This is a genomic window from Methylobacterium sp. UNC378MF, from assembly GCF_900103195.1.
GTDB lineage: Bacteria > Pseudomonadota > Alphaproteobacteria > Rhizobiales > Beijerinckiaceae > Methylobacterium.
Genome location: NZ_FMWU01000042.1, coordinates 1 through 15058, shown reverse-complemented (window position 1 = coordinate 15058; position 15058 = coordinate 1). Strand labels below are relative to the sequence as shown.

Below are 15058 nucleotides of genomic sequence, written 5' to 3'. Positions count from 1 at the left end.
ATGCCGTTCTTCGCTCCACGATCCGCGATCGAGCCCCCCAGCAACGCCGCGCTGTCACCGCTCTTCCTCGCGCTGCTGGCGCTCCTCGTCATGCTCGCCTCGGCCCACGCGGCGCCGGGCCCGGCGCGGGGCGGCCTCACGCTGCGCGGGCCGGCCGGCACCGCGCCGGTCGAGGCCGTCCAGCTCGCGACCGACATCAGCGTCGACGTCAGCGGCCCGACCGCCCGGGCCACCGTCACTCAGGCCTTCCGCAACGTCACGGCGGACTGGGTCGAGGGCACCTACGTGTACCCGCTTCCGGAGGACGCGGCCGTCGACGGGATGAAGCTCGTCGTCGGCGCCCGCGTGATCGTCGCCGACATCCGCGAGCGGGCGGCGGCCAAGCGCGCCTACGAGGCCGCGAAGGCGGCCGGGCAGTCGGCGGCACTCACCACGCAGGAGCGGCCCAACGTCTTCACCAACGCGGTCGCCAATATCGGCCCCGGCGAGACGGTGCTGGTCCAGATCACCTATCAGCAGACGATCCCCGTCTCCGGCGAGACGCGGACGCTGCGCCTGCCCCTGGTGGTCGCGCCCCGCTACAATCCCGCCCCTGCCTCCGTGGACGCGGTCTCCCTCGACGGCGCGGCCGGGGCAGCCCGCGACCCGGTTCCGGATCGCGCCCGGATCAGCCCGCCGGTGCTCGACCCCGCCCTGTCGCCGCCGACCAACCCGGTCGCCGTCACCGTGCGACTCCAGGCGGGCTTCGCCGTCGGCGCCGTTCAGAGCGCCACCCACGCGATCCGCGTGACCGAGACCGGCCCGGAGGTGCGCACCGTCACGCTCGCCGAGGGCGTTGTCCCCGCCGATCGCGACCTCGAACTGACCTGGGCGCCGGTCCCGAGCCGGGTGCCCGGCCTCGGCCTGTTCCGCGAGAGCGTGGCGGGCCGGACCTACCTGCTGGCCACCGTGAACCCGCCGGCGATCGAGGCCGACGCGGCCGCCCGGCCGGCGCGCGACGTCACCTTCGTCATCGACAATTCCGGCTCAATGTCGGGCGCCTCGATGCGGCAGGCCAAGGCCGGGCTGCTCGCGGGCCTCGGTCGCCTGACCCCGCGGGACCGCTTCAACGTCATCCGCTTCGACGACACCTGGGACGCGCTGCATCCCGAGCCGGTCCCGGCGACGCCGGCAGCCCTGGCGGAGGCGGAAGCCTTCGTGACCGCCCTGGAGGCCCGCGGCGGCACCGAGATGCTGGCGCCGCTCAAGGCGGCGCTCGCCGATCCCCATCCGGAGGACGGGCGCGTGCGCCAGGTCGTGTTCCTCACCGACGGCGCCGTCGGCGACGAGGAGCGGATCTTCGCGGCGATCCACGCCGATCTCGGGCGCTCGCGCCTGTTCATGGTCGGCATCGGCTCGGCGCCGAACGGCCACCTGATGCGCCACGCCGCCGAGATCGGCCGCGGCAGCTTCACGGAGATCCGCGACCTCGCGCAGGTCGGCGAGCGGACCCGCGCGCTCTACGAGAAGCTGGAATCCCCCACCGTCACCGACCTGACCGCGACCTTCTCGGTCCCGGGCGTCGCGGTCACGCCGGGCGCGCTGCCCGACCTCTACCGCGGCGAGCCGCTGGTCTTCGCCGCGCAGCTGCCGGGGGCGGACCATGAGACGGTCCACGGGACCGTGACCGTCTCGGGCCGGCTGGGCGGCCGGACCTGGACCCGGACGCTCCCCCTCGCCGGGGCGCGCGCCGGCGCCGGCATCTCCAAGGTCTGGGCGCGCTCCCGGATCGGCGAAACCGAGACGGCGCGCATCACCGGGCGCCTCGGCGCGGACGCGGCCGACGCCGCCATCCTGGCGCTGGCCCTGGAGCACGGCCTGACGACGCGGCTGACCAGCCTCGTGGCCATCGACGCGACCCCGCGCCGCGCGCCGGGCACGCCCCTCGTCGCCGCCGACCTGCCGCTGAACCTGCCGGCGGGCTGGGACTTCGCCAAGGTGTTCGGGACGGACCGGCCCGGCGCCGCGCCCGCCGACGACGGGGCGGCCCGGATCGTGCCGATCCGCGCCGACGGCGCGGCCATCGACCTGCCGCAGACCGGGGCCGGGATCCGGGCGCAGCTCGGCCTGGGCCTGATCCTCGCCCTGCTGGGTCTCCTGCTGGGCACCGGCCTGACGATCGGCGACCGGCGGACCGGGGCCACGCGATGAGCCGCCGTCCGGCGACCGGGCTGGGGAGGGCGCTGGCCGCCCTCCTCACCCTCGCGGGGATCGGGATGGCGGCACAGGCCGCCTGGATCCCCGCCAAGGCCGCCCTGGCGCAGGTGCTGCTGGAGCGCGCCTTCGCCCGCACCCTGGCCGAGGGCCGGCCGGCCCGGCCCTGGCCCTGGGCCGACACCGAGCCGGTCGCCCGCCTCACGGTCGCCGGCCGCAGTTTCGTGGTGCTGCGGGGCGGGAGCGGTCAGGCCCTGGCCTTCGGCCCCGGCCATCTGGACGGCACCCCGGAGGCCGGCGCGCCCGGAACCGCCGTCATCGCCGCCCACCGCGACACGCAATTCGCGGTTCTGGGGCAGCTTAGGCCCGGCGATCCCGTCACCGTGACGGGCCGCGACGGCCGGACCCTGCGCTTTCGCGTCACCGGCACGCGGGTGGCGCGCTGGGACGCCTCGGGCCTCGACCCCCAGGCCCCCGGCCGGCACCTCGACCTCGTCACCTGCTGGCCCCTGGAGGCGCTGCAGGCCGGCCCGCTCCGGCTGATCGTCGAGACCGAGCTGGCCTCGGAGGCGGGGCGTTCCTGACCGGTCGGCGTGGACGGCCAGCTTGGCCGCGCTTGCGCAAATGTGCGGATTCGTGCGGATCTGTGCGGGTCAAGCCCGTGCGAGCCGTGCCTGTGAGCGAGATCGAACTGTCCGAGGCGCAGAGCCGCGCCATTGCCCAGACCGTGCGCGAGGCGCTGGCCCGCCGGCGCATCTCCCGGCAGACGCTGGCCGAAGAGGCCCGGATCAGCATCTCGACCCTGGAGAAGGCGCTGGCCGGCCGCCGGCCTTTCACCCTGGCTACGACGATCCGGCTGGAGGAGGCCCTGGGCCAGTCCCTCCGCCAGGAGACGGGGCGACCGGCTCCGGAGACGGCCCGCCACGCGCCCGACGAGCTCGGCTCCTACTCGCGGGAGAGCGTGGCCTGGATCGAGGGGCGCTATCTCACCCTTCGGCCTTCCTTCGGGTCGGCGGGTGCGATCTTCGCCTACCGCACCGAGATCGCCTGGGATCCGGACGCGGCCCGCCTCGTGTTCCGCGAGGCCGAGCGGCTCGACGCCCCCTTCGCGCAATCCGGCAGCGTCGCCGTGCCGAGCCAGTCGGGCATGATCTATCTGGTGACCAACTGGCACGGACAGCACCGCCTCGCGGTGCTGTGCCGCCCGAACATCCAGGGCGAGATGTACGGGGTCCTGACCACCCTCCACGCGGGGCGCGGCACCCAGCTGACCCCGGCCGCGGCGCCCCTGGCGCTGCTGCCCGAGCAGGCCGGCGCGCACGGGTACGGGCGGATCGGGCCGGAGGAGCCGGGCTACGCCCCGTACCGGGCCTATCTCGCCCGGGTGCACGAGGACGGCTACGCCACCTTCTTCACGGGCATCGCCTGACAGGACAGAGAGCGGAGAGGCTCGCGGCCGCCCGGCGCGGTGGGCAGGACTGGAGCGGGTGAAGGGAATCGAGCCCTCGTATTCAGCTTAGAAGGCGGATGCATTTAGGACTTCGTTACCCGTCGTACCTCCCGATTTCACGCTGACATCATGACGACATCGCGCTTGTTCTGAGGCGGCGCCCCCCTCGCGACGCCAGATGCGCTGAACCCGGTCCTTGCCCACCTGCCAGCCGTCGGCCTGCAGCCGCGCGGTGACGCGGCGGTAGCCGTAGCGCCCGTACTCGGATGCCACGGGGATGACGGCGCGGATCAGCGCATCCTCATCGGCCGGCACCTGACCCGCCAAGGAAAGATCGGCCACGAGCCGCCGCAATCGAGCGTTCTCGCGCTCAAGCTCCTTCATCTTCCGCGCCTGATCGACCTGCAGGCCGCCGTACTCCTTGCGCCAGCGTGAGACACTCTGCTCGGAGGTCTCCGCCTCCTTGCACGCCAGTGCTAAGCTTTTGCCCTGGGCCGTCTGCACCTCGATCTGGCGCAGCTTCAGCACGACCGGCTCGGCGCTCGTCTTCTGACCTCGCCGCATGTCCGACTCCTCTGGTCCTGGCTGATCCTCTCAATCAGTCCGGTCCAAAGCCGGCCGGTCAGGTCAACGTCAATATGACAATGGATTGTCATATTGACGTTATGTTCCAACGCTCCATATCGGTGGCCATGGGCACGAAGACAGAAGGCAATGCGCGCGACCAAGAGCGCCTCCGGCGGGCCTGGACGGGCCTCGTCATCGAGGTCTTCCGCATGAACGGCGACCTGCTCGCAGCCGGTGATGCGTTGGTCGGCGACCTCGGCCTCACGAGCGCCCGGTGGCAGGTGCTGGGCGCCATCGCGCTCTCGCCCGTGCCGCTGCCGGTCGCCCATATCGCCCGCAACATGGGCCTGACCCGGCAGGCCGTTCAGCGCCTGGTCGACGACATGCGGGCCGACGGCTTCGTCCGCCTCGAACCCAATCCGCATCACCGCAGGGCGATGCTGGTTGTGGCGACGGAGCGGGGGAACGCCGCATATCGCGCGGCCATCGCACGGCAGGAGCGCTGGGCCGATGCCCTCACGTCCGGTCTCTCGGCCGAGGCGTTCGAGGCCGCCGGCACCCTGCTGCGCGAGATGCAGCGGCGGATCGAGGGGTCCGATCCGGCGGCGGCCATCGACACTCAACCCCAGACACAAGGAGCCTGACATGCCCAAGTTCATCGAGATGGACCGGACCGTCACCCTGGCGGACCAACTGAAGGACGAGGGCGGCCCGGTTGTCCTGATCAACACCTTCGTCACCCAGCCCGAAGATGCCGACCGGCTGCTAGCCGCCTGGACGGCCGACGCGGAGGTCATGAAGCGGCAGCCCGGGTTCGTATCGACCCAGCTGCATCGCGGCATCGCCGGCAGCGGGGTGTTCCTGAACTACGCCGTCTGGGACAGCGTCACCGATTTCCGGGCCGCCTTCACCAATCCGGAGTTCCGCGCCCGCCTGTCGGACTACCCCGAGACCGCGACCGTGAGCCCGCACCTGTTCCGGAAGGTGAACGTGCCCGGCATCTGCGCGGCGTAAGCCCATCCGTTCTCCAGCCCGAGGGGGCCCCATGCCATTCGAAGCGACCACTGAGCCCTTCGACGCCGAAGTCATCGTCGTGGGCGCCGGTCCCGTCGGCCTGACCACGGGGTGCGCCCTGCGCCACCACGGGGTCGATTGCTTGATTCTGGAAGAACGGACCGAGGTCCGGGCGTATTCCCGGGCCAACAACCTCTGGGCACGGCCGCAGGAACTCCTGGCAGCCGTCGGCCTGCGCGACATAATCGCGGAGCGCGCCTACCCGGTCCGGTTGGTGAACTTCTTCATGAACGGTACGCCGACGACACCTATCCAGATCGACGACGTTACCAGTCCCCACCCGCAGGTCCTCTACAGCGGGCAGGACGTCATCGAGACGACCCTGATTGAAACCTACGAAGGGCGTGGCGGCCGGATGCAGCGCGGCGGCAAGGTCGTGTCCGTCGCCCAGGACGGCGACGGCGTGACCGTCACGGTGAGACGCGGCGAGGAAGGAACCGAGGAGCGCCTGCGCTGCCGCTACCTCGTCGCCGCCGACGGCGCGAAGAGCACGGTGCGCGACCAGCTGGGCCTGGGCTTCGAGCCCGAGCGGTTCGAGAGCCGGATGAACCGTCAGGTCGACGCCAAGCTGTCCTGGCGGCGTTCGCTGGAGCCCGATCAGCTCTGGTTCTTCTACTACGAGCGCGGCTTCTGCGGCGTGATGCCGGTCTGGGGCGGTTATCACCGGCTGTTCTTCCTGGCCGACGACGCGGGCGTGCCGGACCGCGATCCGACGCTCGACGAGATCCAGGCGGTGGCCCGCGAGGTCACGGGCGACGAGACCTTGACGCTGACCGACCCGCAATGGCTGACCCGCAGCCGCTTCCAGTACGGCGTCTCGCCGGGATACGCTCGCGGCCGGGTGTTCCTGGCCGGCGATGCCGGGCACCTGTCCCTGCCCATCGGCGGCCAGGGCATGAATGCCGGCCTGCATGATGCCGTCGAGATCGCGTGGCGGCTCGCGGCGGTGCTGCGCGGGGAGGCGGCCCCCGTCGTTCTCGAATCCTACGATACCGAGCGTGGCGGCGAGCACGCCAGGCTCAGCGAGCAACAGGCGAAGGGATTCCGCCGGACTGTCTACCGGGGGCCCGTCACGGATGCGGCCCTCGGCCTAGCCGCCAAGGTCGTACCCGGCATCGGCGCCCTGCTCCAGGGCACGGACGACCTGCAGCAGCTCTCGGTCAGCTACCCGAAGAGCCCGCTCAACGAGGACCACCTCTCGGGGGTGACCCATATCCTCCAACGTGGACCGAGGGCCGGCGAGCGGGCCCCCGAGGCCGAGGTGGCCCTTGGCGGCCGGACGAGTTCGCTCTTCCCATTCCTCTACAATCCGGACGGGGTGACGACGGGCTGGGCCTTGCTGTGCTTCGACGGGCGGTCACCGGAAGCCGGCGCTTCGCTGCGCGTCGCCATAATGGCCGTCGCTCCGTGGGGCTGGGTGCGACCCCGTCTCGTCCTGGCGGGCCCCGCCATCGAGGTTGGAGAGGTGCCTGTGTTGTCGGACCTCGACGGAAAGGCACACGGCGCCTACGGCCTGGAAGGCCAGCCGGCGCTCGTCCTCGTCCGACCCGATGGGCATATCGCCTATCGCGACGCGGCCGACCGACCGGAGCGCTTGGCTGCGTACTGCCGAAGGGTCTTCGCCACCAAGAACGCGTCCTAACCCGTAGATCCCGAACGGCCGATGCCTACTGCGGCAGCGTGCAGAGAGCAGGGGCGTCGCGGGAATGACCGCGATGGGTCGAGAATGTGTGAAAACGCAGAGCCGATATAAGGATCTTCCCAAGAATTACCTGAGCGGGCGCCGAAATAGAGGTCTAAACCGCGTCAGAGTCGACTTCCGGCGGGGCTTCACGCTTACCACGCAGGAGTTTGTTCTACGATTTCGGCATGCGTTTCCGTTTTCACAAATACTCGGTCGCGAGAAGTCTGTCTGCTTTTCCGGTCGGCCTGCTCAAGTGCAGCCATTCCGCTTACGGCCAATCCCAGCCGACGGCTTCGCGTCCATCCCGGTCATTCGCGGCCCTTCGGACGCACCTCCTGAGCGGACGTAGAGCGTCGCAGGTGCCTGCCCGATTCGGTCGCTTAAGGGAAAGTTACGGAGAAATGCACAGCGCACAAGCGAGCAGCTGCTCGCGACGCTCGCGCCGAACAGACTATCTTTGCCTGATGGTGTTTGCGGCCCATTCGGCCGCTTCGGACCGAGATCGTTGCGGCAACGGCTTTATTAGCCGCGGTCAGTGCCGAGGCGAAAGAAGCCTGACCAACTACTGAGGTAATCTCAAGAAGCCCTTCGGCCGCGCATCTCCGCTCGATGCGCCTCAGCCGTTGAATCAGAGCCACCTTGTTCAGAATGCCGCCTCCATGAGTGACCTCTCGGAACTGCCCGCTCGAGTCCTTCTACATAACCGCCTCGGCGAACGCTTCTCCGACGCCGCCTCGTTGTGCTCCGTGACGGCTCACCCGCAAGAAGCAGCCAAGCCAAGGGCGAAAGGATCAGAGCGACGATTTGCACCGTATTCACTAGGCCCTCCCGTCCGTTTCGTTGCAGCTAAAGAACTGGGACAATGCGCATATCGACTGCTGCGCTCTACCGCGATGCTTCGGCCCTGGTCGCTACCATGCACGGTAAGGAACGCGCCATCGCGCGCCCCATGTTTGATCACCTCGGGCTCGCTCTCAAGCCCACGATGAATCTCGACCCGGATCAGCTCGGAACCTTCCCGGGTGAGATACCGAGACGTGCTGCCATGCTCGAAGTCGCCCTGCGCAAGGCGCGGCTCGGCATGCGTGCGGCAGGTCTACCGCTCGGGCTCGCCGGCGAGGGCACCTTCGGCCCGCACCCGGCTGTGCCGTTCTTCCGGCGGGCATGGAGCTGCTGGTCCTGGTCGACGAACAACGCGGCTTGGTGGTTCACGAGAGTCTCTGGCTGAGGCGCCGAACTTCGCGCATCACGTCCTTGCGCCAAACGGCGATGCCGGACCTTTCCTGAAGCAGGATGGCTTCCGTCTCATGGCCTGATCGTTCGCCCGAACCCGGACGACCCGCTCCTGGCCATGACCAAAGGGGTCATCTCTCAGGCTGACCGGCAGGTGGCCGTTCGAGACGCTGCAGCCGCCTCGCCGGACGGTCTGGCGCGCCTGGAAGCCGACATGCGAGCTCATCTCAATCCGACCCGCGTGCACAGTCTGAATGTACGCGCAGAACGCATCGCGCAGCGCCTGGCAAGCCCATGTCCGAAGTGTGCCGCGCCAGGCTTCGGCCGTACAGGGACGCGCGGTGGTCTGATCTGCGAGGCTTGCGGCGAAGCAACGGAGATGGACGCGGCCGATGTATTCGGATGCGCCGCCTGCGCGCATCAGGAGGTACGACCGCGAAGCGACGGGTTGAGCCGGGCACCGGTAAACTCATGTCCTGCGTGCAATCCGTGACGACGCAGCCTTCTCCGCCGACAATGATAACGTGCCTCGGATGGGAGCCACCTGCTCTTGGCTCCATTCGCGCCAATCCTGTTCACTCGGTCGTTTCATGCATTTTATAAAACATTTTGTAGCACACAATATATTTTCCTAAAATCGCCGGCTCCAGTACGACTCCTCGCAGCCAAAGCAGCTCTTGAGGAGGATTCCGTGCTCTTGCTCGACCTGCCCCTGCTCGCGCCCGCAGCGCTGTTCGCGGGCGCGGCCGCCTGCTTCTCAAAACCAGGACGTCGCCCCCGAGCCGTACTCCGGCTCGCCGAGATGTCAGCCCTTGCCGCACTCGCTATCGCTGTCATCTGCGCCGGTATGCTAGCGGCGTCAGGATCCGGTACTGGATCCCTAGTCGGGCTTTACAGCGCAGGTCTCTCCACACGCGTGGACGCGGTCAGCATCACCATGCTTGTCCTCGTCACGTTCATCGGCTGGATCGTGCTGCGGTACGCATCGACTTACCTCGACGGCGAGGATCGGCAGGGCGCGTTTACCGGCTGGCTCTGCCTCACGCTCGCGGCGGTGCTGCTCCTCGTCACAGCCGGCAACCTCGTCCAACTCGTCGCCTCGTGGATCGCGACCAGCCTGTTCCTCCATCGCTTGCTGGTCTTCTACCGCGAGCGTCCCGGGGCGCGCCGCGCCGCGCGCAAGAAGTTCATCACCGCACGGCTCGGCAACCTTGCCCTGATCGTCGCGGCCGCGCTGCTGAGCATAGCCTACGGCACGAGCGACATCGGGCAGATCCTCGGGGCTGCCCGGGCCGGCGAGGGCGGGAGCCTCGCCACCGCCGCCGCCGGCCTGCTCGCGGTCTCCGCCCTGCTCAAGTCTGCTCAGTTCCCGACCCATGGCTGGCTGACCGAGGTCATGGAGACGCCGACGCCGGTCTCCGCCCTGCTCCACGCCGGCGTGATCAACGCGGGCGGGTTCCTGCTCATCCGATTCGCCGACGTCCTTCTCCTCGCCCCGGGCGTGCTCGCGGTTCTCGTCGCCGTCGGCGGTTTCACGGCCCTGTTCGGCAGCATGGTCATGCTGACCCAGCCCTCCGTGAAGACCGCGCTGGCGTGGTCGACGGTCGCTCAGATGGGCTTCATGACCTTCGAGTGCGGGCTGGCCCTGTTCCCGCTCGCGCTGCTGCACATCGTAGCGCACTCGCTCTACAAGGCCCACGCGTTCCTGGCCTCGGGCGGCGCCGTTGAGGCGGTCGCGGCGATCCGCCGTCCCGGGTCGGTCGCCATACCCGGCGCAGGGGCCGTCGCGCGCGCCTTCCTCTCCGCCCTCCTCATCTTCGCCGTCGTCGGCTTCGCCTTCGGGCTACCGCACAAGTCGCCTCAGGCCGTCGCTCTCGGCGCCATCCTGATCTTCGGCGTCGCCTACATGCTGGCTCAAGGCTTCGCCGACACGGCACCCCGGGCGCTGACCCGGCGCACCGCGGCCTACGCGGTCGCGACCTCGCTCGGTTACTTCGCCCTCCAGGCTGTCGCGATCCACCTGACCGCGGGCGTGCTGCCGCCTGCACCCCCGCCAGGGGCGCTGGAATGGGCCTTGATCATCCTGGCCCTGCTCAGCTTCGGCCTCGTCGCGGTTCTGCAGGCGATGTTCCCGCTATGGGCCTATCACCCCGCCGCGACCGGGCTGCGGGTCCACCTCGCTAACGGCCTCTACGCCAACGCGGCTTTCGACCGGCTGATCGGTGGCTGGTCGCTGCGCAGCGCTTCCTGACCCGTTCGGAGATCCCACGATGATCGAGATCGTCCATTCCCTCCCGACATCCCACGAGCGCGTGAGAGCCGCGGCCGATGCCGCAGGCCGGCGCATCCCGCCCCTCTGGCCGCTGGCTTCGAGCGTCGCGGTCAACCCGTTCCTCGGGCACACCGGCGAGCCGCTCTGGGCCGCCGCAGCGCAGCTGGCGCGGGCGGCTGGCGCAGCGGTGACCATGCCGCGGAGCTGGTACCGCGACAGGATCGCGTCCGGGTCGATTACGGACGAGGATCTTCAGGAGGCTCTGGCGGATGCGCCCGCTGCCCTGCATCCCGCCGACCTCGCCGCGCTCAAGGTGGCATTAGGTTCGGATGGGCAGCCGGTCAGAGCTGTGCCGACAATGGCCTCGCTCTGCGCGGCCGTCTCCGGAACCGACTGGCCAAGCCTGATCGCCGACCGGTTCACCGCCTGGGCGGCCGGCTACTTCGATGAGGGGCAAGCCCACTGGGCCGCTCCGTCCGGCGGAAGCGCCCTCGCGCTCTGGCGGTCCTGGGCCATCCACGACTTGACCCCCGAGATCGCCGGCTTGAGCGGTTTCGCGCGACACGTCTCGGATGTGCCCGACGGAACGCTGCCTGCCCTGGCCCGGGCAACGGCCAAGCTCGGTCTCAGCCCGGATGCGCTTGAGAGCTACTTCCACCAGATGCTGCTGTCACTCGGCGGCTGGGCCCAGTATGCCCGCTACAGGCTGTGGCAATCGGAACTCGCCGGCGGATCTGACGGGATCCTGAGGGACCTGCTGGCCATCCGGGTGATCTGGGAGGAGGCTCTGTTCGCCCGCTACGAGGAGCGGATCGGGGACGCCTGGGCAGCCGCCGCGGCCGAGCACGCGACCCCTGCTCAGCCGACGCGTGACCAAGTCATCGACAGCATTCTGCAGGACGCCGCGGAGCGTGCCGCGCAACGCGCGCTCGCCGCGAGCCTCGCCGATGCTCCACCGGTTGCCGCGGGCGGACGCCCGGTCTTGCAGGCGGCGTTCTGCATCGATGTTAGGTCTGAGGTCTTCCGCCGTGCCCTGGAGAGCCTGGATCCCGGCATCCGCACCCTGGGCTTCGCGGGCTTCTTCGGTTTGCCGGCCGCGCATCGCCCGTTCGCGTCGGACGTCGAGGAACGGCGGCTGCCGGTCCTCTTGAACCCGAGCCTGCATACCTGCGCTGGCGGCCCTGCCGCCGCGAGTGCGGATCAGGCCGCCCGTGTCGCAGCCCGTTCGCGCCGCGCCTGGGGCCGCTTCCGACAAGCGGCAGTATCCTCTTTCGCCTTCGTCGAGGCAGCCGGGCCCCTTTATCTCGGTAAGCTCGTGAGCGACTCACTCGGCCTGACCCGGACGCCGACGCGCGGCGAGCCCGCGCCGCGTCTCGATCCTGCGCTCAACCTGACATCCAGGGTCGCGATCGCGTCGAGCGTTCTGCGCGCGATGTCGCTGACGATGGATTACGCACCCGTCGTGCTGCTCGTCGGCCACGGGGCGAACGTCGTCAACAATCCGCACGCGAGCGCGCTGCATTGCGGGGCGTGCGGGGGATACTCGGGCGAGGTGAACGCCCGGCTGCTGGCGCAGCTTCTCAACGACGCGGAGGTGCGGATCGCGCTCCAAGACCGCGGCCTGAACGTACCGCCCGATACGGTCTTCCTTGCAGCACTCCACGACACGACGACGGATGAGGTAACTCTCTACGCGGACGATCTCCCGCGCCCGGTCGAGCCGCAGAACCTCGCGCGTGTGAGGGCTTGGCTTGCAGCGGCAGCAACGATCGCTCGCGGCGAACGGGTCCTGCGCCTGCCGCGCGCCTCGGACGGCCGTTCTGTCGTGCGCCGTAGCCGTGACTGGGCCGAGACGCGCCCCGAATGGGGGTTGGCCGGCTGCAGCGCCTTCATCGCCGCGCCACGTCACCGCACGGCGGGCAAACCGCTCGGCGGGCGCGCCTTCCTGCATGAGTACGCGTGGCGGCAGGACACCGGCTTTGGCGTGCTTGAGCTGATCCTCACTGCGCCGGTGGTCGTGGCGAGCTGGATCAGCCTCCAGTACTATGGCTCGACCGTCGCGCCTGAGCTGTTCGGCTGCGGTAACAAGCTCCTGCACAACATCACAGGTGGCATCGGAGTCTTGGAGGGGAACAGCGGCCCCCTGCGCGGTGGCCTCGCCCAACAATCCGTGCACGATGGCGAGCGGTACGCCCACGAGCCCCTCCGGTTGGCGGTGTGCATCGAGGCGCCGCGCGAGGCGATCACCGACATCTTGAAGCGACACGCTGAGGTACGTGCCCTGTTCGACAATCGCTGGCTGCACCTGTTCGCGCTCGACCAGGACGGTCGGATGGCGTGGCGCTACGCCGGTGACCTGCAATGGACCGGCTCGGCCGGGGCACCAAATGTCGCCTCGGACTCACCACTGAGAGCCGCTGTATAAGGCGCGCTGCCCACGTCGCCGAGCCGGTTCCGGATCGCCGCCACCTCACCCAGCGTCGGACGCCCCAGGCAGCGATCCGTTCACGGTGACCAGCTCGCGCAGCAGCGGGTTGGGGAAGCGTCTGGTCTGGATGATCGCGTAGAAGCGTTCCGTCACGTCCGGAATGCGGCAGTGCTCGATCAGCAGGCCCGCATTGAGTTCGTCCTGCACGACGATGGGGGGAACGACCGCGACGCCGTCGCCCTCGCGCGCCAGTAGCCGGAGCATGGCCATGTCGTCGACCTCGGCCTGGATGATCGGATGGATGCCCCACAGTGACAGCACGCGGTCGAGCGCCACCCGGATCTCGCTGTCGAGGCTGGGTAGCATCACTGGGACGGTCCGGAGAGCTTCCGGGAAGCGGAGCAGCTCCCCATCCGGCCTGGGCCGCCCCACCAGGCTGACCGGCTGCTCCGCGATGAGGTGGCTGTGCAGGTCGGTGGCTGCATCCCGCCGGACCGCAATGGTCGCGAGGACGACATCGAGGCTGTGCATCTCGAGCTGGGTCAGGAGGTCGTGCATCGTGCCCGAGCGGAGCACGAGCTCGACATCCGGCCGTCCGATCAGCGGCCGGAGAAACGCGAGCTGGAAATTGCGTGACAGCGTCGTCAGCGCGCCGACGCGCAGTACGTGCTGAGCCGTGCGGGGCCGCCCCTGTAGAACCTTGATCAGCTCATCGCCCGTCTCGAAGACTGTGTCGGCGTAGTCGAGCGCGATGCGGCCAGCCTCTGTCAGGATCAGCTTCTTGCCGCGACGTTCGAACAGATCGTGTCCGAGCTGCTGCTCGAGCTTCTGCAACTGAACGGACAGGGCGGACTGCGACAGGTTCAGGAACTCTGCGGCCCGAGTGAGGCTACCCTCGTGCGCGATGCGGTGGAACAGGCGCAAGTGGTGGTAGTTCAGAGCCGTCATCCCCCGTATTTACCGAAGCGAACGATTCGCAGCAATATTTGAATTTGTTACCCTCTACGCATTCGCATAGACAATCCTTCTGAATACGGACTGACGAACGTGAAGAACGCGTACGAGCTCGGCTCGCTGAAGCGCTGAGGAGGCCGGTGTGGCCTTGCCCTACGACGACCTGGGTGGAGCGAACCGCCTCGAGCCGACAGTGCGCTTCCTTGTTGGCGACGTTGAGGTTCGCACTTCCGCTGGAAACAATCGCGAAATTTGCATTCTTGCAGAGCGATTTCTACGGCACATGCACGCACGAGGGTTTCGTTCGAAGATCATCGTCGAATGCCAAGACAATCTGAGTCGCCTGAAGATTGAGCGCTACCTTCAGGACATCTCACGCGAACTCGATCTGATGTTCTAATGCGCCTTCAAGGCGAAGCGATTGGCCGGACGTCATCGCGGCGCGGGGGCAGATCCGTCGAACCGAATGAGTATCTCGAGATGCGGGCGATGAGACATGCGTGAGATCGTGGCCCTCCTCGACCAGCGTCGGGCGCAGGCCCGTCTCGGAGGCGGCGAGAAGCGCGTCGAGGCGCAGCACAAGCGCGGCAAGCTCACGGCGCGCGAGCGGATCGAACTCCTCCTCGACCACGGGTCGTTCGAGGAATTCGACATGTTCGTGCAGCACCGCTCCACCGATTTCGGCATGGAGAAGCAGAAGATCCCCGGCGACGGCGTCGTCACCGGCTGGGGCACCATCAACGGCCGCACCGTCTTCCTGTTCTCCAAGGACTTCACCGTGTTCGGCGGCTCCCTGTCGGAGGCGCATGCCCAGAAGATCGTGAAGGTCCAGGACATGGCGCTCAAGATGCGCGCCCCGATCATCGGCATCTTCGATGCCGGCGGCGCCCGCATCCAGGAGGGCGTCGCCGCGCTCGGCGGCTACGGCGAGGTCTTCCGCCGCAACGTCATGGCCTCCGGCGTCATCCCGCAGATCTCGGTGATCATGGGACCGTGCGCGGGCGGCGACGTCTACTCGCCGGCCATGACCGACTTCATCTTCATGGTCCGCGACACGAGCTACATGTTCGTGACCGGCCCCGACGTGGTGAAGACGGTCACCAACGAGGTCGTGACCGCCGAGGAACTCGGCGGCGCCAAGGTCCACACGACAAAGTCGTCGATCGCCGACGGCTCCTTCGAGAACGACGTCGAGGCGATCCT

Annotated in this window: 12 protein-coding genes and 1 pseudogene; 11 read left to right on the top strand and 2 right to left on the bottom strand. The window is 68.8% G+C overall.

Going from position 1 to position 15058, the window contains the following annotated elements; translation table 11 throughout:
- The 3 genes from BLT59_RS28195 (at position 1) to BLT59_RS28185 (ending at position 3622) form a co-directional block, all read left to right on the top strand.
- A complete protein-coding gene (locus BLT59_RS28195; protein WP_091788970.1) occupies positions 1-2190 on the top strand; it encodes a marine proteobacterial sortase target protein in 2190 nt (729 codons plus the stop codon).
- Entirely contained in the window at positions 2187-2777 is a 591-nt protein-coding gene (locus BLT59_RS28190) for a class GN sortase (RefSeq protein ID WP_091788916.1), read from the top strand. Before BLT59_RS28195 ends, BLT59_RS28190 begins: the two co-directional genes overlap by 4 nt.
- Before the next feature lie 92 nt (positions 2778-2869).
- Entirely contained in the window at positions 2870-3622 is a 753-nt protein-coding gene (locus BLT59_RS28185) for a helix-turn-helix domain-containing protein (protein ID WP_091788913.1), read from the top strand.
- A gap of 183 nt (positions 3623-3805) precedes the next feature.
- Here BLT59_RS28185 and BLT59_RS28180 read toward each other — a convergent pair.
- Positions 3806-4207 (bottom strand): annotated as a pseudogene (locus tag BLT59_RS28180) (IS3 family transposase); the annotation flags it as partial.
- Between the two features lie 128 nt (positions 4208-4335).
- On the opposite strand from BLT59_RS28180, the gene BLT59_RS28175 reads away from it, so the two are divergent.
- The 6 genes from BLT59_RS28175 (at position 4336) to BLT59_RS28150 (ending at position 12898) form a co-directional block, all read left to right on the top strand.
- The gene (locus BLT59_RS28175; protein ID WP_091788967.1) at positions 4336-4854 is read left to right on the top strand and encodes a MarR family winged helix-turn-helix transcriptional regulator; all 519 of its coding nucleotides are present in this window, start codon (positions 4336-4338) and stop codon (positions 4852-4854) included.
- Position 4855: 1 nt separating this feature from the next.
- Positions 4856-5224, top strand: coding sequence for an antibiotic biosynthesis monooxygenase family protein (locus BLT59_RS28170; RefSeq protein ID WP_091788910.1), 369 nt, complete (start codon positions 4856-4858; stop codon positions 5222-5224).
- Positions 5225-5255: 31 nt separating this feature from the next.
- Complete coding sequence (locus BLT59_RS28165; protein WP_091788907.1) at positions 5256-6926, top strand: FAD-dependent monooxygenase; 1671 nt, start codon at positions 5256-5258, stop codon at positions 6924-6926.
- 904 nt (positions 6927-7830) lie between these two features.
- Positions 7831-8196, top strand: a complete 366-nt coding sequence (locus BLT59_RS32015) for a hypothetical protein (protein ID WP_244514189.1) — start codon at positions 7831-7833, stop codon at positions 8194-8196.
- Positions 8197-8892: 696 nt separating this feature from the next.
- Positions 8893-10452, top strand: coding sequence for a proton-conducting transporter transmembrane domain-containing protein (locus BLT59_RS28155; RefSeq protein WP_091788904.1), 1560 nt, complete (start codon positions 8893-8895; stop codon positions 10450-10452).
- 19 nt (positions 10453-10471) lie between these two features.
- Positions 10472-12898, top strand: a complete 2427-nt coding sequence (locus BLT59_RS28150; protein ID WP_091788901.1) for a YbcC family protein — start codon at positions 10472-10474, stop codon at positions 12896-12898.
- A 45-nt stretch (positions 12899-12943) separates the two neighbouring features.
- On the opposite strand, the gene BLT59_RS28145 is transcribed toward BLT59_RS28150, so the two are convergent.
- Positions 12944-13849, bottom strand: coding sequence for a LysR family transcriptional regulator (locus tag BLT59_RS28145; RefSeq protein WP_091788898.1), 906 nt, complete (start codon positions 13847-13849; stop codon positions 12944-12946).
- A 148-nt stretch (positions 13850-13997) separates the two neighbouring features.
- On the opposite strand from BLT59_RS28145, the gene BLT59_RS30895 reads away from it, so the two are divergent.
- Both BLT59_RS30895 and BLT59_RS28140 read left to right on the top strand, forming a co-directional pair.
- Positions 13998-14255, top strand: a complete 258-nt coding sequence (locus BLT59_RS30895) for a hypothetical protein (protein ID WP_139174135.1) — start codon at positions 13998-14000, stop codon at positions 14253-14255.
- A 96-nt stretch (positions 14256-14351) separates the two neighbouring features.
- A partial coding sequence (locus BLT59_RS28140; RefSeq protein ID WP_280141093.1) for an acyl-CoA carboxylase subunit beta occupies positions 14352-15058 on the top strand: 707 nt, incomplete at its 3' end.

What these genes read in the sequence shown, in the direction of transcription:
- BLT59_RS28195 (WP_091788970.1), top strand. Translation starts at nt 1, where the DNA reads ATGCCGTTCTTCGCTCCACGATCCGCGATCGAGCCCCCCAGCAACGCC.
- BLT59_RS28190 (WP_091788916.1), top strand. Translation starts at nt 2,187, where the DNA reads ATGAGCCGCCGTCCGGCGACCGGGCTGGGGAGGGCGCTGGCCGCCCTC.
- BLT59_RS28175 (WP_091788967.1), top strand. Translation starts at nt 4,336, where the DNA reads ATGGGCACGAAGACAGAAGGCAATGCGCGCGACCAAGAGCGCCTCCGG.
- BLT59_RS28170 (WP_091788910.1), top strand. Translation starts at nt 4,856, where the DNA reads ATGCCCAAGTTCATCGAGATGGACCGGACCGTCACCCTGGCGGACCAA.
- BLT59_RS28165 (WP_091788907.1), top strand. Translation starts at nt 5,256, where the DNA reads ATGCCATTCGAAGCGACCACTGAGCCCTTCGACGCCGAAGTCATCGTC.
- BLT59_RS32015 (WP_244514189.1), top strand. Translation starts at nt 7,831, where the DNA reads ATGCGCATATCGACTGCTGCGCTCTACCGCGATGCTTCGGCCCTGGTC.
- BLT59_RS28150 (WP_091788901.1), top strand. Translation starts at nt 10,472, where the DNA reads ATGATCGAGATCGTCCATTCCCTCCCGACATCCCACGAGCGCGTGAGA.
- BLT59_RS28145 (WP_091788898.1), bottom strand. Translation starts at nt 13,849, where the DNA reads ATGACGGCTCTGAACTACCACCACTTGCGCCTGTTCCACCGCATCGCG.